At 35.6% G+C, this 26,695-nt stretch carries 28 protein-coding genes; 17 read left to right on the forward strand and 11 right to left on the reverse strand.

Annotation, left to right across the window (positions count from 1 at the left end; translation table 11 throughout):
- Positions 1-44 precede the first annotated feature (44 nt).
- The 5 genes from QLS65_RS04635 to QLS65_RS04655 all read left to right on the forward strand — a co-directional run bounded on the left by QLS65_RS04635 (position 45) and on the right by QLS65_RS04655 (position 6,243).
- On the forward strand, positions 45-1,016 hold the full coding sequence (locus QLS65_RS04635; RefSeq protein ID WP_282715536.1) for a PorP/SprF family type IX secretion system membrane protein: 972 nt from the start codon (positions 45-47) through the stop codon (positions 1,014-1,016).
- A 170-nt stretch (positions 1,017-1,186) separates the two neighbouring features.
- The gene (locus tag QLS65_RS04640; protein ID WP_282715538.1) at positions 1,187-2,374 is read left to right on the forward strand and encodes a phosphoglycerate kinase; all 1,188 of its coding nucleotides are present in this window, start codon (positions 1,187-1,189) and stop codon (positions 2,372-2,374) included.
- A gap of 289 nt (positions 2,375-2,663) precedes the next feature.
- Complete coding sequence (locus QLS65_RS04645) at positions 2,664-4,724, forward strand: LysM peptidoglycan-binding domain-containing protein (protein ID WP_282715540.1); 2,061 nt, start codon at positions 2,664-2,666, stop codon at positions 4,722-4,724.
- A gap of 48 nt (positions 4,725-4,772) precedes the next feature.
- Positions 4,773-5,750, forward strand: coding sequence for a DUF4837 family protein (locus QLS65_RS04650; RefSeq protein WP_282715541.1), 978 nt, complete (start codon positions 4,773-4,775; stop codon positions 5,748-5,750).
- Positions 5,751-5,799: 49 nt separating this feature from the next.
- Positions 5,800-6,243: a GNAT family N-acetyltransferase gene (locus QLS65_RS04655; protein ID WP_121343162.1), complete on the forward strand. Its 444-nt coding sequence runs from the start codon at positions 5,800-5,802 to the stop codon at positions 6,241-6,243.
- On the opposite strand, the gene QLS65_RS04660 is transcribed toward QLS65_RS04655, so the two are convergent.
- From QLS65_RS04660 to rnpA, 3 genes are all read right to left on the reverse strand, one after another.
- Complete coding sequence (locus tag QLS65_RS04660; RefSeq protein ID WP_282715543.1) at positions 6,244-7,050, reverse strand: OmpA family protein; 807 nt, start codon at positions 7,048-7,050, stop codon at positions 6,244-6,246.
- Positions 7,050-8,684, reverse strand: coding sequence for a S41 family peptidase (locus QLS65_RS04665; protein ID WP_282715545.1), 1,635 nt, complete (start codon positions 8,682-8,684; stop codon positions 7,050-7,052). Before QLS65_RS04665 ends, QLS65_RS04660 begins: the two co-directional genes overlap by 1 nt.
- Positions 8,685-8,792: 108 nt before the next feature.
- Positions 8,793-9,215: a ribonuclease P protein component gene (gene rnpA / locus QLS65_RS04670; protein WP_282715547.1), complete on the reverse strand. Its 423-nt coding sequence runs from the start codon at positions 9,213-9,215 to the stop codon at positions 8,793-8,795.
- Positions 9,216-9,340: 125 nt separating this feature from the next.
- Between rnpA and QLS65_RS04675 the strand changes: the two genes are divergently transcribed.
- The 3 genes from QLS65_RS04675 (at position 9,341) to QLS65_RS04685 (ending at position 11,819) form a co-directional block, all read left to right on the forward strand.
- Positions 9,341-10,075 carry a lysophospholipid acyltransferase family protein gene (locus tag QLS65_RS04675; protein ID WP_282713245.1) on the forward strand — a complete coding sequence of 245 codons (735 nt, stop codon included), beginning with the start codon at positions 9,341-9,343 and terminating at the stop codon, positions 10,073-10,075.
- A 10-nt stretch (positions 10,076-10,085) separates the two neighbouring features.
- Entirely contained in the window at positions 10,086-11,075 is a 990-nt protein-coding gene (locus QLS65_RS04680) for an acyl-ACP desaturase (RefSeq protein ID WP_099713914.1), read from the forward strand.
- 90 nt (positions 11,076-11,165) lie between these two features.
- Positions 11,166-11,819, forward strand: a complete 654-nt coding sequence (locus tag QLS65_RS04685) for an HD domain-containing protein (RefSeq protein ID WP_282715550.1) — start codon at positions 11,166-11,168, stop codon at positions 11,817-11,819.
- Positions 11,820-11,957: 138 nt separating this feature from the next.
- On the opposite strand, the gene QLS65_RS04690 is transcribed toward QLS65_RS04685, so the two are convergent.
- The 7 genes from QLS65_RS04690 to QLS65_RS04720 all read right to left on the reverse strand — a co-directional run bounded on the left by QLS65_RS04690 (position 11,958) and on the right by QLS65_RS04720 (position 18,698).
- On the reverse strand, positions 11,958-12,356 hold the full coding sequence (locus QLS65_RS04690; protein WP_099713912.1) for a hypothetical protein: 399 nt from the start codon (positions 12,354-12,356) through the stop codon (positions 11,958-11,960).
- Positions 12,357-12,503: 147 nt separating this feature from the next.
- Entirely contained in the window at positions 12,504-13,286 is a 783-nt protein-coding gene (locus tag QLS65_RS04695) for an enoyl-CoA hydratase/isomerase family protein (protein ID WP_282715552.1), read from the reverse strand.
- A 10-nt stretch (positions 13,287-13,296) separates the two neighbouring features.
- Entirely contained in the window at positions 13,297-14,769 is a 1,473-nt protein-coding gene (locus QLS65_RS04700) for an ATP-binding protein (protein WP_428831868.1), read from the reverse strand.
- Between the two features lies 1 nt (position 14,770).
- On the reverse strand, positions 14,771-15,325 hold the full coding sequence (locus QLS65_RS04705; protein WP_282715554.1) for a CopD family protein: 555 nt from the start codon (positions 15,323-15,325) through the stop codon (positions 14,771-14,773).
- Positions 15,312-16,667 (reverse strand): MATE family efflux transporter, encoded by a 1,356-nt coding sequence (locus QLS65_RS04710; protein WP_282715556.1) that lies wholly within the window; start codon positions 16,665-16,667, stop codon positions 15,312-15,314. The genes QLS65_RS04705 and QLS65_RS04710 overlap by 14 nt, the downstream gene beginning before the upstream one ends.
- Positions 16,668-17,723 (reverse strand): ferrochelatase, encoded by a 1,056-nt coding sequence (gene hemH / locus QLS65_RS04715; RefSeq protein WP_282715558.1) that lies wholly within the window; start codon positions 17,721-17,723, stop codon positions 16,668-16,670. It lies immediately after the preceding gene.
- Positions 17,724-17,822: 99 nt separating this feature from the next.
- Positions 17,823-18,698, reverse strand: coding sequence for a helix-turn-helix domain-containing protein (locus QLS65_RS04720; RefSeq protein ID WP_099713906.1), 876 nt, complete (start codon positions 18,696-18,698; stop codon positions 17,823-17,825).
- 228 nt (positions 18,699-18,926) lie between these two features.
- On the opposite strand from QLS65_RS04720, the gene hemA reads away from it, so the two are divergent.
- The 8 genes from hemA to QLS65_RS04760 all read left to right on the forward strand — a co-directional run bounded on the left by hemA (position 18,927) and on the right by QLS65_RS04760 (position 25,858).
- Positions 18,927-20,183 (forward strand): glutamyl-tRNA reductase, encoded by a 1,257-nt coding sequence (gene hemA, locus QLS65_RS04725; protein WP_282713252.1) that lies wholly within the window; start codon positions 18,927-18,929, stop codon positions 20,181-20,183.
- Complete coding sequence (gene hemC / locus QLS65_RS04730) at positions 20,180-21,100, forward strand: hydroxymethylbilane synthase (protein WP_282713343.1); 921 nt, start codon at positions 20,180-20,182, stop codon at positions 21,098-21,100. Before hemA ends, hemC begins: the two co-directional genes overlap by 4 nt.
- Positions 21,100-21,783, forward strand: a complete 684-nt coding sequence (locus tag QLS65_RS04735; RefSeq protein ID WP_282713253.1) for a uroporphyrinogen-III synthase — start codon at positions 21,100-21,102, stop codon at positions 21,781-21,783. The genes hemC and QLS65_RS04735 overlap by 1 nt, the downstream gene beginning before the upstream one ends.
- Positions 21,784-21,805: 22 nt before the next feature.
- Entirely contained in the window at positions 21,806-22,831 is a 1,026-nt protein-coding gene (gene hemE / locus QLS65_RS04740) for a uroporphyrinogen decarboxylase (RefSeq protein WP_282715561.1), read from the forward strand.
- 68 nt (positions 22,832-22,899) lie between these two features.
- On the forward strand, positions 22,900-23,808 hold the full coding sequence (gene hemF, locus QLS65_RS04745) for an oxygen-dependent coproporphyrinogen oxidase (protein WP_282715563.1): 909 nt from the start codon (positions 22,900-22,902) through the stop codon (positions 23,806-23,808).
- A 121-nt stretch (positions 23,809-23,929) separates the two neighbouring features.
- Entirely contained in the window at positions 23,930-24,922 is a 993-nt protein-coding gene (gene hemB, locus QLS65_RS04750) for a porphobilinogen synthase (protein WP_282715565.1), read from the forward strand.
- A gap of 2 nt (positions 24,923-24,924) precedes the next feature.
- Positions 24,925-25,434 carry a DinB family protein gene (locus QLS65_RS04755; protein WP_282715566.1) on the forward strand — a complete coding sequence of 170 codons (510 nt, stop codon included), beginning with the start codon at positions 24,925-24,927 and terminating at the stop codon, positions 25,432-25,434.
- 37 nt (positions 25,435-25,471) lie between these two features.
- Positions 25,472-25,858: a c-type cytochrome gene (locus QLS65_RS04760; protein ID WP_282715567.1), complete on the forward strand. Its 387-nt coding sequence runs from the start codon at positions 25,472-25,474 to the stop codon at positions 25,856-25,858.
- A gap of 30 nt (positions 25,859-25,888) precedes the next feature.
- On the opposite strand, the gene QLS65_RS04765 is transcribed toward QLS65_RS04760, so the two are convergent.
- The gene (locus QLS65_RS04765) at positions 25,889-26,119 is read right to left on the reverse strand and encodes a hypothetical protein (protein ID WP_282715568.1); all 231 of its coding nucleotides are present in this window, start codon (positions 26,117-26,119) and stop codon (positions 25,889-25,891) included.
- Between QLS65_RS04765 and QLS65_RS04770 the strand changes: the two genes are divergently transcribed.
- Positions 26,107-26,577: a methylated-DNA--[protein]-cysteine S-methyltransferase gene (locus QLS65_RS04770; protein ID WP_282715569.1), complete on the forward strand. Its 471-nt coding sequence runs from the start codon at positions 26,107-26,109 to the stop codon at positions 26,575-26,577. The two genes, QLS65_RS04765 and QLS65_RS04770, sit on opposite strands and share 13 nt — an antisense overlap.
- Positions 26,578-26,695 lie beyond the last annotated feature (118 nt).

A 26,695-nucleotide genomic window follows, 5' to 3' on the forward strand; every position in this document is an offset into this window, starting at 1 on the left:
AATAAACACTGATGATCAAGTTGTCCCAAATTAAAATGATCCAAATGAAAAAAATAATAGTACTCCTTCTCTTGACTGTAACTTCGGGCTATAGTCAGGAGTTAAATTTGCCTGTTTTTACACAATATTTAGCAGACAATCATTTTGTAATATCACCAACATTCGCAGGTATTGGTGATAACCTGAAAATTAGAGCCAATGGACTTACGCAATGGGTTGGCATAAAAGACGCTCCGGATAATCAGTCTGTTTATGCTGATTTTAGAATTGCGGATCAATCAGGTGTAGGGATATCGTTGTACAATGACAGCAATGGAAACACCAGACAAACTGGGCTTAAACTGTCCTTTGCACATCACTTAATACTAGACTATTATTCAAAACAATACTTGTCTTTTGGGATGTCATATAACATTAATAACTTTAAAATAGACATTAATAATTTCAATACAACATACGAAGCTCCTGTTTTGGATCCAAGCATCACGGACAACCGATTTGTATCCAATAACAACTTTGATATTGGTGCATTGTATAGAAATAAATCATTTTATTTGAGTCTTAATGCCAGTAATATTTTAAATAAAAATGCCGATAAGTTTTCAGGAGTTGAGCCAGTATTACTAAGGAATTATCAGGTTTACTCCGGATATGTTTTTAAAAGTCCAACGAATAACAGGATTGAATATGAGCCATCCGTTTTCTATCAATATTTTGCCAGTGACCAACGTTCCAGTACGGATGTGAATATAAAATACAGACAATTCAACAAGTATGAGGATTATTATTGGGCTGGAATTTCCTACCGTTTTTTGAATGATCAGTTTTTCAAACCGTTAAATTTAGTGCCAATGGTTGGTTTCAAGAAGTCTAATTTTTATTTTGGATATTCTTATCAACTTACCCTGAATCAGTTGATGGCATACAACTCAGGAACCCATGTTGTTACAATTGGACTTGATTTTCTGGCAGGAATCAGCAACTGTCCTTGTACGCAAAGTCCGGTTCACGATTGATTATTCTTATTTATTTTCTTCGTTTTTGATATAAAAAATTGCATTAACTATTAATTTACAACGATTTCGTTGGTAAAAGCTATATTTTTCTAAGTTTTTCAAATTTAATAATAATTTAAAAGTTCTATATTTGTTATTCTTTCAAAAAAAACAAACTAAAAATATACTTAATGAAAACTTTAAACGATTTTGATTTTGCAACTAAAAAAGCAATAATACGTGTTGATTTTAATGTGCCTTTGGACGAAAATTTCAATGTAACAGATGCAACCCGTATCGAAGCGGCAAAACCTACAATTGATGCTATTCTTGCTCAAGGCGGAAGCGTAATTTTGATGTCACATTTAGGCAGACCAAAAGGTGTTGAAGAAAAATATTCATTGAAACATATCCTGAAAACAACTTCAGAAGTACTTGGAGTACCTGTTCAGTTTGCTTCAAACTGTATTGGTGAGGAAGCTAAAACTGCTGCAGAAAAATTACAAGCTGGAGAAGTTTTATTATTAGAAAATTTACGTTTTCATGACCAAGAAGAAGCTGGTGATGTTGCTTTCGCAAAAGAATTAGCGTCACTTGGAGATATTTATGTAAACGACGCTTTTGGAACTGCACACAGAGCACACGCTTCGACTACAATTATAGCTCAGTTTTTCCCAACGGAGAAATGTTTCGGATTATTATTGGCTAAAGAAATTGAAAGCTTGAACAAAGTTTTGAAAAACAGCGAAAAACCGGTAACAGCAGTTCTTGGTGGATCTAAAGTTTCTTCTAAAATTACGGTTATCGAGAATATTTTGGACAAAGTGGATCACATGATTATTGGTGGTGGAATGACATTTACTTTTGTGAAAGCATTAGGAGGTAAAATTGGAGATTCTATTTGTGAAGATGACAAACAAGAATTGGCATTGGAAATATTAAGATTGGCTAAGGAAAAAGGAGTTCAAATTCACATTCCAGTTGATGTTGTAGCAGCAAATGATTTCTCTAATACTGCCGATACTCAAATAGTTGATGTAAAAGAAATTCCTGATGGATGGCAAGGACTTGATGCAGGACCAAAATCTTTGGAAAACTTCAAAAAAGTAATTATGGATTCTAAAACGATCCTTTGGAACGGACCATTAGGTGTTTTTGAAATGGAAAGTTTTGCTAATGGAACGATTGCTTTAGGGAACTTTATTGCTGAATCTACTGCAAATGGAGCGTTCTCACTTGTAGGTGGAGGAGATTCTGTAGCAGCAGTAAAACAATTTGGACTAGAAGACAAAATGAGTTACGTATCAACGGGTGGAGGTGCTATGCTTGAAATGCTTGAAGGTAGAACATTGCCAGGAATAGCAGCTATTCTTGACTAATACAAAGAAATAAAAACCGTTAGAATTGAATGATTTCAAATTAATAAACGGTATCAGAATTCAATGAAAACCTTAGCGGTAAATAATATCGCTAAGGTTTTTTTGCATTAAATTTCAAGAATTGATTTTTTAAAGGGTTTTTTGCCTCTAAAACTGGTCAAAATTCTTTACAAATGAACGAAAGATTGCATTTTTAACAATATTTATAGAATTTTTTAGTTTAAACCTGTTAAGTTTGTAAAAACAAGCTTTGTAATCATTTGAAATATAGGTCTTTGATCGTAAAAATATGAATATAAAAAATACCACCTTATCGTTTTTTCTATTAGCATCCGTGCATTTATTTTCGCAAGAAACAGTTGTAAATAAAGACGTTGTAAAAGTAGAAACAAAATTATCCTATTTAGATTCCATCAAGAAAACCTTCATAAAAGATGACTTAGCATCTTGTGTTGACAGTTTGTGGATGAAAGAATTGACAAACCTCGATTTATACAACAACTTATCCGAGGATATTAAGAACATTAATATTGACCAAATAGTCGATTATGAATTGCCTACAGCCCTTTTGAAAGAAAGACTGGCGGCAATGGATGCCAAATCACCTTTCAATATTGAGTACAATCAAGGTCTGGAAAATATCATTAAATCATTCCTGAAGAACAGAAAAAAATCTTTTGAGCGATTGATGGGCACATCAGAATATTATTTTCCGCTTTTTGAAGAAGCTTTGGCGAAACAAAATGTTCCTTTGGAGATAAAATATTTGGCGATTGTAGAATCGGCTTTGAATCCAAAAGCAGTTTCTAAAATGGGTGCTACAGGACTTTGGCAGTTTATGTATCAAACCGGAAAACAATATGGTTTGAAAATTGATTCCTATGTTGATGAACGCAGCGATCCCTTGAAAGCCAGTGAAGCCGCAGCGCAATACATGACAAATATGTATAAAATATTTGGCGATTGGGATTTGGTTTTGGCCTCTTATAATTCTGGTCCGGGGAATGTTGCAAAAGCCATTAGACGTTCCGGAGGACAGCAAAACTATTGGAACATCAGAAAAAATCTTCCTAAAGAAACACAAGGATATGTACCTGCTTTTCTTGCTACAATGTACATTTATGAATACCATAAACAACACGGAATTGTTCCTAACAGAGCTACAGTAAAACATTTTGCCACGGATACGATTATGATCAAGAAGCAAATGACGTTCAAGCAAATCTCAGATTTATTAGATGTTCCGGTGGCGCAATTGCAGGTTTTGAATCCTTCATACAAGCTAAATGTGATTCCGTTTTATCATGATCAAAACCATTATTTGAGATTACCACAAGAAAAAATAGCCGTTTTTGCGTCTAATGAAGCTCAGATTTATGCCTACACTCAATATGAATCAGACAAACGTGAAAAGCCATTTCAGATTGAAAAAGCAATGGCTGTAAAGGATACTGCGAATTACACGATACAGAAGATTGCACTGCCCAAAACAACCTATTATAAAGTAAGACGCGGAGATAATCTGAGTATGATTGCCAGTAAATACGACGTTGACGTTGCTGACATAAAAAAATGGAATAAACTTAAAAGTAATGCTTTGGCTTATGGAAAAAGTTTAAAAATAGTGATTGGTGCTGATTTGACAACTCTAAAGAAGGAACCTAAAACGGAATTGGTTTCATCAGAGAAAATTTCGAGCAATGAAAGAATAGTTGCTTCTGAAATGAAAGTCAATAAGGAAGAAAAAACTAAAAAAACTCCCCAACCAGAAACAGTAGTATCGAATGCATCTGCATTTTATGTGGTTCAAAAAGGAGATAATTTAGGAAGTATTGCCAAGAAATATGATGTTACTGTTGCCGAAATCCAAGAATGGAATCACCTTTCCAGTGATAATGTGCAATTAGGAGCTTCATTGCAGGTTGCAAAAAAAGTGTCAGACAGTAAAGAAGAATTAGTTTCAGGTCCCGAACGAAAAGACATTGAGTATGTTGTTTTGCAAGGAGATAATTTAGGGAATATCGCTAAAAAATTCGGTGCTTCATTAGCGGATTTAAAACAATGGAATAATTTACCGGATAATACGATTGGCATCGGCGCTACTTTAATTGTTGCCAAAGATGAAATAGTTATCAATACTAATAAAGCAACAGTAAGTTCATTCAAGAAAAAAACGAATATTGCCGATTCCTCTAAGAAAGAAGCGATTGATTATTATGTGAAAAAAGGAGATTCGTTATATAGCATTTCTAAAAAATATCCAGGAGTAACCATTTCTGACATAAAAAAATGGAACGGTATTCGCAGTGAAGAACTCAAGCCCGGAATGAAGTTAAAAATAAACGGATAATACGATAAACTTCTATAAATTTGGGTTTTATTTTATAATTGAATAGCAATGAATAAAGCCCATTTTTTACTTCTTCTGATTTCTTTGATGTTGTTTTCCTGTAAAAAGGAAAATGAATCTTTGCCGCGAAAAACATCGGGGAAAATCAATACTATTTCAGTTATTATTGACGATCAGTTATGGAATGGTGATGTAGGGGACAGCATTCGAAACAAGTTTGCATCTCCAGTAATTGGACTGCCACAGGAAGAACCGCTGTTCAACATCAATCAATATCCGGTTAAGCTTTTGGAAGGTTTCATGACGGATACCAGGGCGATTATAGTGGTGAAAAAAGGAGAAGTAAATAAATTTGAGATTGCTAAAGATCAATATGCATCTCCTCAGAATGTATTTCATATTTCCGGCAAAACAAGTGCGGATATTATAGTAGGCATTGAAAAAAATGCACCCAAAATGATTCAGCTGATCAAGGAGGCAGAAATAGCCGAAAGCCAGAGAATCAATGGTCAATCCCATATTGACCCAAAAGTAATTTCGAATAAATTCCACATCACATTACAGGCTCCTTCCGGTTACGCATACGTGCTTCACAAAAGCAATTTTATGTGGTTAAAAAAGGAAATCATTGGAGGAAACACGAGTCTTTTAATTTATCAGGTTCCTTTAAGCACCATAAAAAAAGAGGCGGATTTAATCACGAGTATTATTAAAATGCGAGATTCCATCGGGAAATTATACATCAGTGGAACCGAGCCCAACACTATTATGATTACTGAAGAGGCTTACGCGCCGTATCTTTCCAAGATTACTCTTGATGATAAGGAAACCTATGAAACTAAGGGAACTTGGGAGTTAAATAATGATTTCATGTCGGGTCCATTTATCAATTATGCCATTGTCGATAAGGAATACAATCGGATTCTGGTTTTAGAAGGTTTTTGCTATGCGCCGTCTAAAGAAAAACGCGATCTCATGCATGAATTGGAATCTATCATAAAATCAGTAGATGTATTGAAAAGATAATCTTATTTTCTTTTATTTGTACGATACAAAAAACATAAAAACAGGCACGATGTTACAATGGAAAATTAAGGCGTTTGACGCACTAACTGTTCACGAACTATATGATTTATTACAATTAAGAAGTGAGATCTTTGTAGTGGAGCAAAATTGCGTTTATCTTGATCTTGACGGGAAAGATAAAGTAGCATTACATCTTATTGGCGAATTTGAAGGTAAAATTGTCGCACATTCCAGACTTTTCAAGCCGGGAATCAGTTTTGATAATGCCTCAATTGGTCGAGTAACTGTTGATGCTAATTATCGTGACAGAAAATGGGGACATGACTTAATGCGAGAATCAATTGCCGGAATCGCTTTGCATTTTGGCGAAAGCAAAATCACTATTGGAGCGCAGTTGTATCTAAAAAAATTCTACGAAAACCACGGATTTGTACAAACTAGCGAAATGTATCTGGAAGATGATATTCCGCATATTGAGATGAAAAGAGAATAATTAAATTTTCACAATAAGGAATTCGACTCTTCGGTCTAACGCTTCTCCTAAACCCGTAGGAAATTTGTTTCCACATCCTATGTATTTCATTCTAAGGCTGTTTATACCTTTAGACATGAGGTACTTGTATACGCTTTTGGCCCGATTCAAAGAAAGTTTTCTTTCGTGACTGTCTTTGTCTATGGCGTCATCGTAATAGTTTGGCGTGCAACATACATGTCCTTTAATTTCGAATTGTAGGTTTTTTTGTTTTTGTAAAGTTTTTGAAATTTTGTCTAATTCCAATTTAGATTGTGCGGTCAATTTGCTGCTTCCCAAAGGAAATAGAATATTGTCTAAGTAGACTCGGTCACCCACTTTGTGATTGTCCTGAAAGGAGTTATAAATTCCTTTTCCAAAGCTGTTTTTCCGTACAATGAGTAAATCTACACGTCTGTTTTTGGAACGGGTTTCATTTAAATTTTCAAAAGCATCAGTTGTTAAAATGACCCGGCCTTTACCCTCGATAATAACAATTTTGTTTTTATTAAAACCATTTGAAGTCAGGATATCTTGAACGGTTTTTACTCTATTGTCAGATAATTTATAGTTGTAATCATTATCGCCTCTATCGTCACAATAGCCATAAATCTGTATGGATTCGACTTTTGTAGTATCTACTGTTTTTATAAAATTGACTATAATTTGTACTTGGCGGTTATCAAGATTGTATTTGTCAAATTCAAAATATACGGTTTCTGAGGTTTTAATTTGAGCGGATAAATAACTGAAAAAAAGCAAAAAAAGTAGACTAAATAAGTTCTTCATTATATTTTTAAAATAGTCTTATACTCTGAGTTGTTGTTTAAAATGCTCACTGCTTTCTTAATTTCTGAATTGTTTTTGACGTAATATTGATACAATCCTTCTTGATATTGATAGCGTTTAATGATTTCATTTAAAAGTAGAATTTTAATCTCTTTTTGGTTTTTATCCAATAAGGCATTCTCACTTTTTTGAAGTGCAGTAAGCAGTTGTTGGTATTCTGTAAGGATGGATTCCTCTATTTTTTCTTTTTTGGCTACAGCCAAAGTGTTTTTCAAAGCGAGTTCTGTTTCAGTGTCAAAAGAGAATTTTTGTACTTTTAAAAACTGTTTGAAATCCAAGAAATCAGCATCGGTAATAGTAGGAATGCGGTTTCCTAAATCCGGGTTTTTATAATAATAATTAGTTACGTAATTAAAAATCCCGTCATTTTTTATCAAGGCATCCGTTATTGGGCTTGATTTTGCTTCTTCCAGTTCCACATCGGGCTGAATACCGCCACCATCATAAACAGTTCTCCCTTTTCGGGTTTTAAAAGCATTGTAGTTTTTCTCTTCGGTCTTTATGGCTTTGCCATTTGTGTCTTTTCGGGTATAATCCAAAGCTTGAATGCATCTTCCTGACGGCGTGTAATAGCGTGAAATGGTTACTTTTAGTTGTGTTCCGAAGGTTAAATCCACCGGTCTTTGAACTAATCCTTTCCCAAAACTACGGCTTCCTACCACCACAGCACGATCTAAATCCTGCAAGGCGCCAGCCACAATTTCTGATGCCGAAGCACTTCTGCCGTTCACAATAATAATCAAAGGAATTTCAGTGTCTACAGGATCTTTGGTTGTTTTATAGGTGCTATTGTGTTTCTCTATTTTTGATTTTGTAGTAACAATAATCTCGTTTTTTGGAACAAATAAATTACAGATATTCACCGCTTCATTCAAAAGTCCTCCCGGATTATCTCTCAAATCCAGTATAATTCGTTCTGCACCGTCTTTTTTTAATTGTTCCAATGCTTCTTTGGTTTCGAATGACGCTTTTTTATTAAAATGTGACAATACAATATATCCGGTTTTGTCGTCTATTTTTGCAAAAAAGGGAACCGATTTGATTTCGACTTCGTCAAGGACAATTTGGGTGGTGCTCATTTTTCCTTGTCGGATGTATTTGATGTCGATTTTTGTATTTTTCGCACCTTTAAAAAGCTGTGAAGCATCTTCTTTGAAATCAGATAATAATACATCACCTATTTGAGTAATTTCGTCACCCGCTTTAAGACCCGCTTTATCCGCAGGGAAGTTTTTATACGCTTCCTTGACTATTAATTTATCTTCTTTCCGAGTCAATAAAGCACCTATTCCGGTATATTCTCCAGTGTTATTTATCTTGAAGCGCACCACATCCTGTTCGTTGAAATAAACGGTGTATGGGTCTAAATTAGCTAACATTCCTTTGATGGCTTTGTCCATTAAGTCACCAGGATTCGTTTCATCAACATAATTTCGGTTCAATTCCTTGAAAAGAGTCGTGAATATCTCGATTTGCTTGGCGATTTCAAAAAAATCGTCTTTGAAACTAGCACCAATAAACAGAAATGCCGAAGCGACAACAGGGATTATGAATTTTTTTTTGAAGAAGTTCATAGATTTAATTAACTAAATTTGAGGCCACTAAAATAAGAATAAATCACCAAATAATTAGGTAGGACTAAATCTAAACGCAACTTTGTTTAATTAGAATATATCAAATGTTTAAATTTCAGAAATAGAATCGCTTTCTGACTCTGGTTTTTTAATATTTTGAGCAATAAACTTCTCAAACAATTGAATGGTTTTGGTATTAATTTCCTCGTACGTCAATCGGTCCTTCGTTTGATAAAAAAACATAAAGGAATACGGTTGGTCCAGATTGTCGATTAATAGGTGTTTGTTCAGGCGATAGGTTTCACGCAGTACTCGTTTGAAATAATTACGGTCTACGGCTTTCTTAAAATTCTTTTTTGAAACTGAAACGCCCATTTTTATTTTTTCTCCCGACACTTCGGGATTGCCAAAAGAACCAGCTTTATACACCAATCGCAACGGATATTTGGATACTGATTTCCCTTCGGTAAACAATAATCCAATGGTTATTTTACTTTTTAGCTTTTCGTTTTTTGGGTAAGTGAAGTTCATTTTAATAGAAAAAAGACATAGATTTTAACATGCAAAGTTACGATTAAACGTTGAGCCTGTATATTGTTTCGGATTTAAATACCGCTAAAAATATATTTCTTACTTTTGTAGCAAATTTTTAAAGCATGCAAAAACTAATTTCGTATCCCATTTCCGTAATTTATTATTTATGTTTCGGTCTAACATTGGTTATTTTTCATCCAATTCAGTGGGTTTGCTTCAATGTTTTTGGTTATCAAGCCCATAAAAAAAGTGTCGACTATTTGAATTTTTTCTTACTGAGATGCACGAATCTTTTGGGAACAACGTACAAATTTGAAAACATAGAAAGCATTCCAAAAAATGTTCCTCTGATTTTTGTGTCTAATCATCAAAGTATGTATGATATTATTGCTATGATTTGGTTTTTCCGCCGATTTCATTGTAAATTTGTCAGTAAGAAAGAATTAGGAAAAGGCATCCCAAGTGTATCGTTTAATTTACGTCATGGAGGCTCTGTTCTTATCGATCGTAAAGACCCCAAACAAGCCATTCCAGCCATCAAAGGATTGTCTGAATATATTGAAAAAAACAACCGTTCCGCAGTTATTTTTCCGGAAGGAACACGAAGCAAGACGGGTAAACCAAAAGAGTTTGCACAAAGCGGGTTGAAAATTTTATGTAAGTATGCGCCCTCGGCATACGTAGTTCCAGTAAGCATAAACAATTCTTGGAAAATAGTTAAATACGGGTTTTTCCCTTTAGGTTTAGGAAATCGCCTTACCTTTGTAGTTCATAAACCATTGGCGGTTAAAGATTATGCTTTTGCTGACTTAATCGCACAAACAGAAAAAGCAGTTGTTCAAGGAATAAAAATTTAATTTATATATAATGTCAATAAAAAACATTCGATTAGAAGTAATGCAGTTTTTGGAAAAAAACGTAGACAGCTTTGTCGATCAGTATCTAATTCCAGTGGAAAAAATATGGCAACCAACAGATTTTTTGCCTAATTCCCAAAGCGATACTTTTTTTGATGAGGTGAAAGAATTACGTGAAATTGCAAAAGAATTACCTTATGATTTCTGGGTGACTTTAGTAGGTGATACCATTACTGAGGAAGCTTTACCAACTTACGAATCCTGGTTAATGGATGTAGATGGAATTGATAATGTAGAGCGTAACGGTTGGTCTAAATGGATCAGACAATGGACTGGGGAGGAAAATCGTCATGGTGATTTACTGAACAAATATTTGTATTTATCAGGTCGTGTGAACATGCGCGAAGTAGAAATGACAACGCAACACTTGATCAACGATGGTTTTGATATTGGAACCGGAAGAGATCCATACAAAAATTTTGTGTACACCAGTTTTCAAGAATTAGCGACTTACGTTTCTCATAACAGAGTAGCTCAAATGGCTAAGAAATATGGGGACAACAAATTGTCTAAAATGTGTAAAATGATTGCTGGTGACGAGATGCGTCATCATCATGCGTACAGCGAATTTGTAAACCGTATTTTTCAAGTTGATCCAAGTGAAATGATGCTTGCGTTTCAATACATGATGAAAGCAAAAATCGTTATGCCTGCGCATTTCTTGAGAGAATCCGGTGAAAAAATCAGTACTGCTTTCGAACAGTTTTCTGATTCGGCACAACGTATTGGGGTTTATACCGCAGCAGATTATGTGGATATCATGCAAAAATTAATTGACAAATGGGAAATTGACAAAATTTCCGGTTTGACCGATGAAGCAGAAAAAGCCCGTGATTACTTGATGAAATTACCAGCAAGAATGGCAAAAATATCAGAAAGATTAGTAATTCCACAAGAATCACACATCTTTAAATGGGTGGAGCCAGCTTTAGTACGATAGATTTTTGAGTTCTAAATAAAGAATAAAAATGTTGAATTTTGAAGTTGGAGAACTTTGAATTTCAACATTTTTTTTAAAATAAAATAAACAATGATAAACCCTGATTTAATAAGCAAAACGATTCTTTTTGTAAAAGAAAAACTAGAAAATGCCGAAGGCGGACACGACTGGTTCCATATCGAAAGAGTGTTTAAAAATGCTGTTCTGATTTCAAAAAATGAAGTTTGTGATGCAACTGTTGTAAAACTTGGAGCTTTGCTTCATGATGTTGCCGACAGTAAGTTTCATGATGGTGATGAAACCGTTGGACCAAGAGTAGCGCGTGAATTTTTAGAATCAGAAAATGTTGACGAAGAAATCATCGCTCATGTGGTAAATATCATTGAAAACATCTCATACAAAGGTGGTAATTTCGAAAAGAAATTCTCATCCATAGAATTGGATGTAGTTCAGGATGCAGATCGTTTAGACGCGATTGGCGCCATTGGAATTGCCAGAACGTTCAATTATGGCGGATTTAAAAATAGAGCGCTTTATGACCCTAAAATCGCTCCAAATTCCAGTATGACAAAGGAAGAATATAAGAAGAATGATTCTCCAACGCTCAATCATTTTTACGAAAAGTTATTGCTTTTGAAAGACAAGATGAATACCGAGGCCGGAAAACAAATTGCGCAAGAAAGGCACCGTTACATGGAAGGATTTCTGGCACAGTTTTATGCGGAATGTGAAGGGGAAAAGTAAGTAAGAGTGTTCAGTTTTTAGTATTCAGTTTGTTGACGTTGAAATTGTACCGCTGTACTCCAAAAAAAATCGATTTCAGTCTTGTTTTACACATAAACCATGAACTGATCACTAAATTCTGTTCACTGACCACTAATTTTAAATTCCTTTTTCTTTCATTTCCAAAATCACATCTGAAGCGTTTTTAAAAGTGGGTGCTTGCTCAATAATACTTCCCACTCTTTTTTTATTCAGTTTAAAGGTGATGTCATTTTCCGTTGTAAACAACAAAGCGGTCAAAAACGGGTTGTTCATATACGGAGCCAATATAATAAAGGCTTCGTCAAGCGAATGGAAACTTTCTATTTCTTCGGTTTTATACCGCGCCGTAACCGAAAGACTGAATACGTCATTCTCCAGTAAAACGGGACGCACATAAATATTTTTCAGTTCCGTATCACCAATGGTTTTAGCAAGCGTTAGTTTGGCGTACGTATGGTTTTCGATACTTTCTTTTACCTTTTCCCAGAAAAGTACAAATACAGGTTGGAAGGACATAAGTTTGATTTTAGATGGTGTTATATTCCGAAACGGGTCTGTAAAATTAAGTGTTGTAAGCCAAACAATCTCTTTTTGAGGAAAGATTATTTTAAAGGATTAGCACTTGTAAACTAAAAAGAGAACCAATGTGGCTCTCTTTTGTTATTATTTCCCGGTAAACACTGCTTTTCTTTTCTCTAAAAAGGCGGTTGTACCTTCCTTAAAATCTTTTGTTCCAAAGCATTTTCCAAAGGCTTTTATTTCGGCTTCATAGCCATTTTTTCCTTCTTTGAAATTAGCATTGACTGCTTTTATGGCTTTGCCAATGGCGTAAGGAGAATTCTTGATTATTTTGTTTGCAAGGTTCAGGCAGTAGTCTAAAAGTTCAGCTTCAGGAACAACATGATTTACTAATCCAGTTCTATACGCATCTTGTGCAGTTACCATTCCTGCGGTCATAATCATTTCCATCGCACGTCCTTTTCCTATTAATTGTGGCAAACGTTGTGTTCCTCCGTAACCCGGAATTACACCCAGTGAAACTTCAGGCAATCCCATTTTTGCATTTTCCGAAGCGATTCTAAAATGACACGCCATCGCCAGTTCTAACCCGCCACCCAATGCAAAACCATTGACCGCTGCAATTACCGGAGTTTTTAAATTCTCTATAAAATCAAATAATTTCTCTTGTCCTTCTGCCGCCAATTGCGTTCCTTCTTCAATCGAAAAATTAGCAAATTCAGAAATATCAGCTCCGGCCACAAACGCTTTTTCACCACTTCCAGTTAGAATAATAGCACGAATTTCATCATTTTTCCCTAATGTTTTGAAGGCTTTGTTCAAATCAGAAATGGTTGCAACATTCAAAGCGTTTAGTTTTGTAGGACGATTAATAGTAATCGTTGCGATGTTGTTTTCAGTTGCAATTAAAATGTTTTCGTAATTCATAATTGTAATTTTAAGAGTTAATTATTGGGAGTGAGACAATAAAAGTAGTTCCTTTTCCAAATTCAGTTTCAAAGGTAATCGTTCCTTTATAATTTTCGATAATGTTTTTTATAATACCGAGACCAAGACCCATTCCGCTGCTTTTGGTGGTGAATTTTGGTTCGAATATACGGTCGATGTCCTTGGGCTGAATGCCAATTCCGTTATCGGCAACGGTAATTAAAACGTTGTTTAGTTCTTTTTTTACCGATACGACAATAGACTTATTTTCCTGCTGTTCCGGAATGGACTGAATGGCATTCTTTGCTAAATTTGTGATGATTCGAATGAGTTGTGTTCGGTCAATTTTCGAAATAATTTCGGGAGAATCACTTTGGAATTCAATGTATTCTTCGTTGAAAATATCCATGGCAAGTTCTACTACTTCCACCACGTTTAAGGTTTCATTTTGCTGTGCCGGCATCGATGCAAAATTCGAAAAAGCCGAAGCCACCGCGCTCATTGTATCAATTTGCTGGATTAAAGTTTCGGAGTAGTCATTCATTTTCTGCTTTACATTGGGATCAGTCGGGTCAAATTTTCGCTGAAAGCTCTGCACTGTTAGTCGCATTGGCGTAAGCGGATTCTTGATTTCATGAGCCACCTGTTTCGCCATTTCGCGCCAAGCTTCTTCACGTTCGCTTTGCGCTAGTTTGATGGCACTTTTCTCTAGTTCATCCACCATTCCGTTGTACGCTTTTATCAAAAGATTAATCTCTTTGCTACTGGCTTCCAAAACAATTTTCTCATTTTTTTGATTCAAACTCGTTTCGCTTAACTTATCTGAGATTGTTTTCAACGATTTAGTGATGTACGAAGAAAGGAAATAGGCCAATGCAAACGCAACGATAAGCATAAAGGAATACACTTGTCCCAGGCGAATTAGAAAGCTTTTTAATTCATTTTCATAGTAACCGTCGTCTTCAACGTATGGAAGATTTAAGATTCCCAACGGTTTGAATTTATCGTCTTTGATTTGACTGAAAGCAGAACGATTCTTGTTGCCGTCAATAGTTTTAATGTCCACGTATCTTTTTTCAATCGAAGAGCGAACCAGTTTTAAAATGTATTTAGGAATTGGCGGAGCGACTTTATCTACAGAAAATGATTCTTTGGAGGATTTTAGCAATTTTCCGTCTAAACTGTAAATGTTAATTTCAATACTGTGAATTTGTGCCAGTTCGTGAATTTTATCTTTAAAAATCAAACCTAAATTCTCCGTTGTCAAAGGATATGTAGTAGTCGAAAGCACATAATTTATATGTTCTTTTATTGCATCTTCTTTCCGTTCTAAGCGCTCTTGGTGGTATTCTTTGGCTTCGTTTTTAAACTGAATAATAGAAATAGAAGCTAACAAAACGGACGCCATGATTATCAATACAATCATCGAAAGGAAAATCCTGATTCGTAACGAAAGCATTGATATTTTGAAGCTTTTAAACATATTAAGATTGATTTCTTTCTCTTATTTTTTTATAAAATTTAAACCCAAGCATGATTAAAACAGAAAACAAAATTATTCCTATTACGCCATAAATCCAGTTGAAAGCATTTTTTAAAATAACTAAAAAAACGACTGCAAAAAGGATTATTGTTGCACCTTCGTTCCATAAGCGCATGAAATTAGAGGTGTAGTTGACTTGATTATGTTGCAATTGCTTGAATATTTGATGGCATTTTACATGGTATAAATACAACACAAATACAAAGCCAAGTTTTACATGCATCCAAGGCATTTTTAACCAAGCTTGTCCTAAATCTGTAAAAAAAAGCATCCAAAAAGCAAAAATACTTGCTAAAATAGCCGAAGGCCAGGTGATAATGTACCACATGCGGTAGGTCATTATTTTAAATTGTTTTTGTAAAATTTCTTTTTCAGGCGAGGGTTTATCTGCCGCTTCTATTTGGTAAACAAATAGTCGAACAATATTAAATAGACCTACAAACCATGTGATTACAAAGATGAGGTGCAGCGATTTAAGGTAATTATAGTATTCCATCGTTAGTTTGAATCAGTTTTGTGTTCATTTCTTTTTTTAGAAAATAGCCAGTTAGTAGCGTTGATAAAATATCAGCAATCGGGAATGCAATCCACACTCCAAAAATACCTAAAAAATTTGGTAGAATCAGCACTAACGGAATCAGGAAAAACCCTTGTTTGCTTAAGGTCAAAAGCAATGCTTTTTTTGCCTTTCCCGCCGCTTGAAAATAAGCCGCACCAATAAGTTGTACCGCTATGATTGGCGAAGCCGCAAAAACCCAGCGCAACGCTTCCGGAGTTTGGGTAATCACGAGTGGATCTGTAGTAAAAATAGCGACTATAGGTTTGGCAAAAATTAGGATAACCACAAAAATAACGGTGGCTAAAAAAGCAGCGTATTTTATTGAAAGCAGCACACTTTCTTTGACTCTTTCATAATTTCCCGCACCGTAATTAAAACCGGCGATGGGCAGAAATCCTTGTGTAATTCCCAGAATTGGAAATAAGGCAAACATCAACATTCGGCTTATAATTCCATAAATAGCAACGGAATGTTCGCCGCCATAAGTATATAATGTATGATTCAGGATTATGGCTAAAATACTCACGACTCCTTGTCTCGAGAAAGTCACAAAACTCAATTCGGTTATTTCCTTTACAATAGGAATATTGAATTTGAAATGTCTGGCTTTTAGTTGTAGTTCACTTTTAAAATAAAAAAACCAAAACACAAATAGAAAGCACGTGAAATAGGATATGGCTGTAGCCAAAGCAGCACCAAACATTCCTAAATTCAGGTATTTTATAAAAATAATGTCTAGTAAAATGTTTATAAATGCAGGGATTATCATGGCGACCATTGCAAACTTTGCTTTGCCTTCGGCCCGAATCACGTTGTTCCCCATCATGCAAAGTGCCAAGAACGGAACGCTTATAATTATAGGTATAAAAAATTCTTTGGCGGGTTCCATTATGGCTCCTTTCGCGCCAAAAAGCATCAGCATTTCGTCGCTGAAAAAAAGACCAAATAGCACAAAAACAGATGCTAATAAAAAAGTCATCATAATTTGATTGCCAAAAGTATGCAATGCTTTTTCCTTGTGATTGGCACCTAATGCTCTGGAAAGTACAGAGCCTCCGCCCACACCAATCGCCATTCCCAAAGAAGAAATCAAAAACGTGATAGGCAAAACTACGGTTACCGCCGCAATGGCCAAAGAACCAATCCATTGCCCAACAAAAATGGTGTCAATTAAAATATTAACCGACATGAATAAAATTCCAATAGAAGAGGGAACGGCTTGTTTTATCAAGAGTTTTTTGATGTCCTGAGTTCCTAACTCATCGGCGGTAACAGCCATTTAAGCGTTAATTTTTTCAGAGTCAACTTTAACGGATGAAGAAGCGTTGGACCAATTTGAAATCCAATTGCTTACTGTTTTGCACCAATCGTCGCTGTCGTTCAAACATGGAATGGCTAAAAATTCTTCACCACCATGAGCTTTGAATTCATGATTGGCTTCCATGGCAATTTCTTCTAAAGTCTCCAAGCAATCGGATACGAACGCAGGTGTTACAACGGCAAGTTTTTTAATTCCTTTTTCGGGCATTTTGTTTACTTCAACATCCGTGTACGGTGTCAACCATTTGTCCCCCGCTAAGCGCGATTGAAAGGTCTGGCTGTATTTTCCTTCTGGGATTCCCAATAATTTTACCACTTGTTTTGTGGTTTCGTAACATTGGTGACGGTAGCAAAATTCATGTGCCGGCGAAGGCGTGTTGCAACAAGAACCGTCTATTTTACAATGTGATTTGGTGATGTCTGTCTTGCGAATGTGACGCTCTGGAATTCCGTGATACGAGAATAATAAATGATCGTAATCAAAACCCTCTAAATGGCCTTTGATAGAATCGGCTAAGTTTTTTATATAATCAGGTTTGTTATAAAATGCAGGAACAATGGTAAATTTCATTTCCGGAAAGTGCTTTTTACGCAATTCTTCGGCTAGTTCTAATATTGTAGTTGTAGATGCCATCGCATGTTGTGGATACAATGGAAAAAGCAGCACTTCATTCACGCCTTTATCATGCAATTCTTGTAAACCGGACAATAAAGACGGATTTCCATAACGCATCGCTAGGGAAACCGGAATATCAACTAATTGCTTTACTTTGGCGTGCATTCTTTTGGAAATAACGACAAGCGGAGAACCTTCGTCCCACCATATTTTTGCGTAAGCAGCAGCTGATTTTTTAGGTCTTGTTTGTAAAATTATCCCACGAACTAATAATGCTCGCAACAAAAACGGAACGTCAATTACGTATTTGTCCATTAAAAATTCATCTAAATATGGTTTTACATCTTTTGGAGTTGGACTTTCCGGAGAACCTAAATTAACTAATAATACACCTTTCATGTTATCTTTTTTTGTTGGCACAAAAGTAAATAAACTTACTTTTTTATAAATTGCGATTAACTATTTTTTATTTATTGTTTAATATAAGAAATCAATTGGTTACTGCATATTTGGGTTGATTGACATTAAATATTTCTTTGGCGTGGTGGCAAATTTCTTTTTGAATGCCGCTATGAAATGACTTCCGGTGCTGTATCCAATTTTCAATCCTACTTCGTTTACATTATAAGAGCCGCTGTCCAGTAATTTTCGGGCAAAATCCATTTTGTAGTCAAATAGAAATCCATAAACCGTATCGCCATAAATTTGTTTGAAACCCATTTTTAGTTTCTTTAAATTCAAGCCTATTTCATCGGCTAATTCCTGTAATCCTGGCGGTTCGGCCATGTTTGCAATGATGATTTCTTTGGCTTTTCTAATCTTCATTACATTGTCCTCATCAATTAAAAACGGACATTGTTCTGCATTAGGATCTTCGGTTCTATTGAAATACAAGCTCAATAGTTCGTATCCCTTACCTTTATAATACAGGTTTTTTATCGACGGATGCAAGCTGTAATGGAACAGTTGCGACAAAACAATTGCCATCGATGGACTGATATTTCCTTCGTTATAATATTTTTTGTCCTTATTGTCGGCACTCAAAAAAGTAATATAATCTGCTTCTGTAGAAAACAAAGCATGAAATTTTTTGATGGAAATAATCACGGATATCACCCAAGAATTTGGAGCTAATTCCAGATTCAAAGGCAGTTCTTTTTGTGGATTGTACAAAAGCAATGATTTTTCTTCTTTCAGTTCCAAAGCATAGTTGCCTTGGTTGAAAATGAATTTGGCTTTTCCTTTGATTCCAAAGTGAAACTGAATCAGTCCGCTATCTACTTCGCGTTGTGCATTAAAGGCATCAACACTGTCATTTTGAAAGCGAATGAGCGTAAAATCATCCTCAATTTTTATAATTTCCTGAGAACCCATAGCGATATTTTTTTAATATGAAAATGATATTTATCAGACTCTTTTATTTAGAACAGCTCTAAATAGGATGATTCAAACAACTTGATTTCACTACAAAAATAGAATTTTTTACAATAAAATAAGCAATTGGAACTAAAAAATCACTTAGCGATACAAAAAGAACTTCTAGCGTTACTTTTATAAATACTATAGTGATAATTTTGTTCCACTTTCTGGAAAAGTGCAAATATGGAAAACAATAACACATCAAAGCATCACTATTTTTACGCAGTTGGATTAAGCTATAAAAAAGCAGATGCTGAGATTAGAGGTAAGTTTAGTTTAGACGCTGCTGCAAAAACGCGTTTGCTGGAACAAGCTAAGAATGAAGGAATAGAGAGTTTAATAGTCACTTCTACCTGCAACCGTACTGAAATTTACGGTTATGCGGAACATCCGTTTCAATTAATAAAATTAATTTGTGAGAATAGTCAAGGCTCTGTTGAATCATTTCAAAAGGTAGGTTTTGTTTATAAAAATCAAGAAGCAATTAGTCACTTGTTTCGCGTAGGAACGGGTTTAGACAGTCAAATTCTGGGTGATTTCGAAATTATAGCACAAATAAGAAATTCTTTTTCACAATCAAAATCATTGGGTTTAGCCAATGCTTTTATGGAACGATTGGTGAATGCCGTAATCCAAGCCAGTAAAAAAATAAAAACCGATACAGAGATTAGCTCAGGCGCTACTTCAGTTTCTTTTGCGGCAGTTCGTTACATTATCAACAATGTGCAAGACATTGGAAACAAAAATATCCTCTTGTTTGGTACTGGAAAAATTGGTAGAAATACCTGTGAAAATTTAGTAAAGCATACTAAAAACGAACATATTACCTTAATCAACAGAACCAAAGAGAAGGCAGAAAAGTTAGCCGGAAAATTGAACCTAATCGTAAAAGATTACTCTGAACTGCATTTGGAGCTGCAAAAAGCAGATGTTGTTGTGGTAGCAACCGGCGCGCAAAATCCTACTATTGACAAAGCAATTCTGAATTTGAAAAAACCAATGTTGATTTTGGATTTATCGATTCCGAAAAACGTGCATGAAGATGTAGAAGAAATTGAAGGCGTTACGCTGATTCACATGGATTATTTGTCGCAACTTACGGACGAAACTTTAGAAAACAGAAAAAAACACATTCCTGCTGCTGAAGCCATCATCGAAGAAATTAAAGAAGAATTTATTACTTGGACCAAAGGCAGAAAATTTGCACCAACAATCAATGCTTTAAAAGCAAAATTGAATGCGATAAAAACATCTGAATTGGATTTTCAAAGCAAGAAAATTTCAAATTTCAATGAAGAGCAAGCCGAAATAATCAGCAACAGAATTATCCAAAAAATAACGACTCACTTTGCCAATCATTTGAAAGACGACGATACTATGGTAGACGAAAGTATAGAATGGATTGAGAAAGTTTTCAAAATAGGAGCTATTACAAAATAATGAGCAAAACGATACGCATAGGAACCCGCGATAGCGAACTCGCGCTTTGGCAAGCCCACACCGTCGAAAAAAAACTAAATGATTTAGGCCATAAAACCGAAATTATAGCGGTAAAATCACAAGGAGATATCATTCTCGACAAACCACTTTACGAATTAGGAATCACAGGAATTTTTACTAAAACGCTCGATATTGCCATGATTAATGGTCAGGTCGATATTGCGGTTCATTCCATGAAAGATGTTCCTACAGCTTTGCCTATCGGAATTGTTCAGGCAGCTGTTCTGGAAAGAGCCAATACGTTGGATATTTTGGTACACAAAGGCAACCTTGATTTTCTTAATGGAGCAGGTACAATTGCCACAGGAAGTTTGCGTCGTCAGGCACAATGGCTCAATAAATATCCCAATCACAACGTAGTTGATTTGCGTGGAAATGTCAATACAAGAATGCAGAAATTGCATGAAAGCGATTGGAACGGAGCTGTTTTTGCGGCAGCAGGATTGGAGAGAATCAACTTGAAACCTTCCAATTATATTGATTTGGATTGGATGATTCCGGCGCCGGCTCAAGGTGCTATGGTAGTTGTTGCAATGGCAAATGATGAATTTTGCAGACAAGCGCTAAACGAACTTAACGATATTGATACCGAAGTTTGTACACATATTGAAAGACAGTTTTTAAAAACACTCGAGGGCGGTTGTACGGCACCAATAGGCGCTTTAGCAGTTTTTGTGGAAGATGATATTTTGTTTAAAGGGGTTTTGTTTTCTATCGATGGAAAGCAAAAAATCGAAATAGAAAAAACCGTTCCGATGCAAGAATGGAAGAAATTAGGCTTTTATTGTGCCAAAGAAATTTCAGAAAATGGCGGAGCAGAATTGATGACAGCAATTAAAATTAATTTGAAGAAGTAATGAGCCAAACAAGCATTTTATCCACTAGAACATTGTCGGCAGAACAGAGGCAAGTATTTCTTGACGCTAATTTTGATCTTTTAGAACAAGATTTCATCGAAATTAAAAACAATCTTTTTGAACTGAAGACCATCAACAACAACTTAATTTTTAGCAGCCAAAATGCTGTTTTAAGTTTGATTGAACAAAACGGTTGGGAAGTTTTAAAGACGAAACCTGTTTTTTGTGTTGGTATTAAAACCAAGGAATTACTCGAATCGCATGGCTTTACAGTAGACGTTTATTTGGATTACGCCTCTGAATTAGCCGAAATAATCACTTTAATTTACAATAAGGAAAGCTATACTTTTTTGAGCGGAAATTTGCGTAAAGAAACGTTGCCTGAAGCATTAAAAAGCGCAGGAATAACTTTTAATGAAATCGAAGTGTATCAAACAACACTTGCGCCTTTTAAAATATCAGACCAAGAAAATTTTGACGGAATTCTATTTTTTAGCCCATCTGGCGTTGAAAGTTATTTGACAAATAATAAAATCAAGAATGAAGTTTGTTTTTGCATAGGCACTACTACAGCATCAGCATTAGAAACAAAGAAAATTAAAAACATAGTAATTGCCGAAATACCAACTATCGAAGAGGTGATTGAGGAAGTTATTGAATATTATAAAACGGAAAGCATCTAGCAATCTGCTAAAATTTAAATATATGATTAAGAACGACCTATTTTTAAGAGCACTAAAAGGAGAAACAGTACAACGTCCACCAGTTTGGATGATGCGTCAAGCCGGAAGATATTTACCAGAATTCATCGCTTTGCGTGATAAATATGATTTTTTTACCCGTTGTCAAACTCCGGAATTAGCTGCTGAAATCACCGTACAACCAATACGAAGAATTGCTCCTGATGCTGCGATTTTGTTCTCAGATATTTTGGTAATTCCGCAAGCAATGGGAATTGAAGTGTTGATGAAAGAAAATTTTGGTCCGTTTTTGCCAAATCCAATTCGTACGATTCAAGACGTGGAGAAAGTAATCGTTCCTGATGTTAATGAAACATTAGGATACGTTTTTGACGCTATCAAATTGACCAAAGAAATGTTGAATGATGAGGTGCCGTTAATTGGTTTCGCAGGTTCTCCTTGGACAATTATGTGTTATGCAGTAGAAGGGAAAGGTTCTAAAAGTTTTGATATGGCCAAAGGATTTTGTTTCCAACATCCAGAAGCAGCTCATGTTTTATTGCAAAAAATCACGGATACCACTATTTTATATTTGAAAGAAAAAGTAAAAGCGGGAGTAAACGCCGTGCAAATTTTTGATTCTTGGGGTGGAATGCTTTCTCCGGTTGATTATCAAGAATTCTCTTGGAAATACATCAATCAAATCATTGAAGCATTGGCAGATGATGCACCGGTAATTGTTTTCGGAAAAGGATGTTGGTTTGCATTAAATGAAATGGGAAAAAGTAGAGCTTCTGCACTTGGTGTTGACTGGACCTGTTCTCCAAGAAATGCAAGATACTTGTCTGGTGGAAATATCACATTACAAGGAAATTTTGATCCATCAAGATTATTATCTCCAATTCCTGTAATCAAGAAAATGGTTCATGAAATGATTGACGAATTCGGAAAAGATAAATATATCGTGAATTTAGGTCACGGAATTTTACCAAATATTCCAGTTGATCACGCAAAAGCGTTCATTGATGCCGTGAAGGAATACAATCAGTAGTCAGTCACAGTCAAAGTTTTCGGTTTCCATTTTTGTAGCTGAAAACCATTACTGAAAACTAATTTATAATGAAAGAACAATTTTATTCTTACATACAAAACCTTCAAGATCAAATCTGTAAAGGATTAGAGGCAGTTGAAGGTCAAGCTAAATTCCGTGAAGATCTTTGGGAACGTCCGGAAGGTGGAGGAGGAAGAACACGCGTGATAGAAAACGGGACTGTTTTCGAAAAAGGCGGTGTCAATATTTCAGCAGTTCACGGGAAATTACCGGAAGCCATGCAGAAAATGTTCAATGTAGGTGAAGCTGATTTTTTTGCTTGCGGACTGAGTCTGGTATTGCATCCAAAAAATCCAATGGTACCGACGGTTCATGCGAACTGGCGTTATTTCGAAATGTACGATGATAACGGAAATGTGATTCAGCAATGGTTTGGTGGCGGACAGGATTTAACCCCATATTATCTGTTTGAAGAAGATGCAATTCATTTTCATCAAACCTGTAAAACCGCTTGCGACAAACATAATCCGGAGTTTTATCCAAAATACAAGAAACAATGCGAAGCCTATTTTTGGAACGCTCACAGAAATGAAGCACGTGGAATTGGTGGATTGTTTTTCGATTATTGCAAAGCAACCGATGAAATGAGTATGCAAGATTGGTACAACTTTGTAACCGAAGTTGGCAATAGTTTTCTGCAAGCGTATGTTTCCATCGTAGAAAAAAGAAAAGATTTACCGTATACTTCAGAGCAAAGAACGTGGCAGGAAATTCGTCGTGGTCGTTATGTGGAGTTTAATTTGGTGCACGACAAAGGCACTTTATTTGGACTAAAAACCAACGGAAGAATCGAAAGCATCCTGATGAGTTTACCGCCGCATGTGCAATGGGTTTACGATCATCATGCAGAAGCTGGAAGCGAAGAAGAAAAATTAGTAAACGTATTAGAGAATCCAAGAAATTGGATTGCAGATTGATGATTAACGATTTTTGATTTCAGATTTTCTGTTATCACCAATTCGTTTTAAATTATAAATCAGCAATCGTAACCCGAGAGCTTTGCTCGAATTGGCGAAGCAATCTAAAATCATAAATCATATGTTCCCATTACACAGAGGCAGAAGATTAAGAACGAACGAATCCATTAGAAGTTTAGTTCGTGAGACCAGTTTAAGTCCAGCGGATTTTATGTTTCCTATGTTTATTGCAGAAGGTGAAAACTACAAAGTAGAAATTCCTTCGATGCCAGGCATATTTCGTCGTTCGATTGATTTAACGGTAGAAGAAGTCAAAGAAATATTTGCATTGGGAATTCGTGCGGTGAATATTTATGTAAAAGTAAGCGAGAATTTAAAAGACAATACAGGAAAAGAAGCTTGGAATCAAGATGGATTAATGCAAAATGCCATTCGTGCCATCAAAGCCGCTTGTCCCGAAATGATTGTAATGCCTGATGTAGCTTTGGATCCGTATTCCATTTATGGTCATGACGGAATAATTGCAAATGGTGATGTAGAAAATGATTCGACGAATGCAGCCTTGGTGAAAATGGCTGTTTCTCATGCGCAAGCGGGTGCCGATTTTGTAGCGCCATCGGACATGATGGACGGACGCGTGTTGCGTTTGCGCGAAGGTCTTGACGCTGCCGGTTTTCACAATGTGGGTATCATGAGTTATTCTGCTAAATACGCTTCTGCATTTTACGGACCATTTCGTGATGCGTTAGACAGCGCTCCTGTCGATGCAACTGAAATTCCTAAAGACAAGAAAACCTATCAAATGGATTATGCGAATCGCATCGAAGCCATCAAAGAAGCGTTGTGGGACGTGGAAGAAGGCGCTGATATGGTTATGGTAAAACCCGGAATTGCGTATTTAGACATCGTTCGTGAAGTCAAAAATGCCGTAAATGTTCCGGTAACGGTATACCACGTTTCGGGAGAATATGCGATGATTAAAGCTGCTGCCGAAAGAGGTTGGTTAGACCATGATAAAATTATGATGGAACAATTAATGTGTATCAAACGGGCTGGAGCCAGTTTAATTTCGACTTATTTTGCTAAAGAAGCTGCAATACTTTTAAATAAATAGAAATGAAAAAATATTTAATAATAGCGGTTTTATTGCTTTCCAATAACATTTTTGCACAAGTTGAGGTGGTTTCCACTTTCATCGAAAAATGGGATAATTCCAAAGATTATTTAGTAGCCGTTGCAGAAGCTATGCCGGAAGATAAATATGATTATAAACCTGCTGAACGTGAAATGTCGTTTAGAGAACAATTATTTCACATACAAGACAACATGAATTGGTTGGGCACAACACATTTTTCGGAAGAGAAATATGTGAAAAAAGAAGCGGTAAAAGGACTTTCAAAAGCGCAAATCGTCCAAGAAATAAAAGCCTCTTTTGATAAAGCAAAGACATTTGTACAAAAAACCAATAATATTGAACTGTCCCAAAAAGTAGATTTTTTTGCTGGTCCAAAATCAAAATTACAAATACTCAACTTGATGCAAGATCATGTTACCCATCACAGAGCGCAAATTTTAGTATATTTGAACCTGAATGGAATTCAACCACCCAAGTATGTTGGTTGGTAATTTTGCAATTTAGATACTTATAATTAAAGAAATTAACATGAGAAAGACGTTGTTTTTATTTGCCGTTTTAGCCTTTGCTTCTTGTAAAAAAGAAGAAGTCAAAAAAGAACCTTTATACCCAACCACTGCCGAAGAAGTTGCCCAAACTCCAGAGGAATTAGGAGAGGAGATTTTCAAAGGAAAAGGAAATTGTGTTGCCTGTCATCAAGTAGACAAGAAAGTGATAGGACCAAGTCTGCAGGATATTGCTAAGATTTATAAAGATAAAAACGCAAGCATCGTAACGTTTTTAAAAGGTGAAGGTGAGCCTATTGTTGACCCAAGCCAGTATGAAGTTATGAAAACAAACTTCGCCGTTACAAAAGCTATGTCTGATGACGAATTGAAAGCTTTAGAAGCTTACGTATATTCAAATTTGAAATAATTTATACTGAACTTGCTTCAGTATCCGGAGCTAATCCCGCTCTACGCTGTATTCCCGATAAATAAAAACTACGGCTAAAAAGCCTTGTATTTCTAAATCGGGAGATGTCGCTGCTATCGGGGCTAAAATACAAGAACCATTCGTCTCTGCGGATGGTTTTTTTATGCCTAAAACTGTTTGAGCGTATTTATTTCTGAACTTTCTTGCTTCTTTAGAAACAATGTGGTTAATTTTTTTATCTTTAAAATATGGAAACAGCATACATCAAAACGCCTTTAGGAATCGCTACAATCATTGGTGATGAAAATGGAATATCTGTAATTTCAGTTTCGGAAGAAGGAGAAATTTCAACTACAATTCATGCTGTTGTGCAAGAAGCCGTTACGCAACTCAATGATTATTTTGAGGGGAAACGAACCGATTTTGACTTTGCACTGAATCCAAAAGGTACTGAATTCCAACAAAAAGTTTGGAAAGGATTACTCGAAATTCCATTTGGGAAAACCTGCAGCTATATGGATTTATCCAAAAAACTGGGTGACGTTAAAGCTATTCGAGCTGTGGCTTCTGCTAATGGGAAAAACCCGCTTTGGATTGTCGTTCCGTGTCACAGGGTCATTGGAACAGATGGTTCCTTAACAGGATATGCGGGTGGTTTATGGCGCAAAAAATGGTTGTTGGAACATGAGAATCCAACCACACAACAAAGTCTTTTTTAAAAATAGACTTCTTAGATTTCTTTGATTGTTAGAAATTTAGATTGTCTCAGATTTAAAAAAATCGATCAAGTTTACTAATTTAGGTTTTTGTATTTAATCTAAAAATCTAAGAAGTCAA

The sequence above is a fragment of the Flavobacterium algoritolerans genome, assembly GCF_030010385.1.
GTDB lineage: Bacteria > Bacteroidota > Bacteroidia > Flavobacteriales > Flavobacteriaceae > Flavobacterium > Flavobacterium algoritolerans.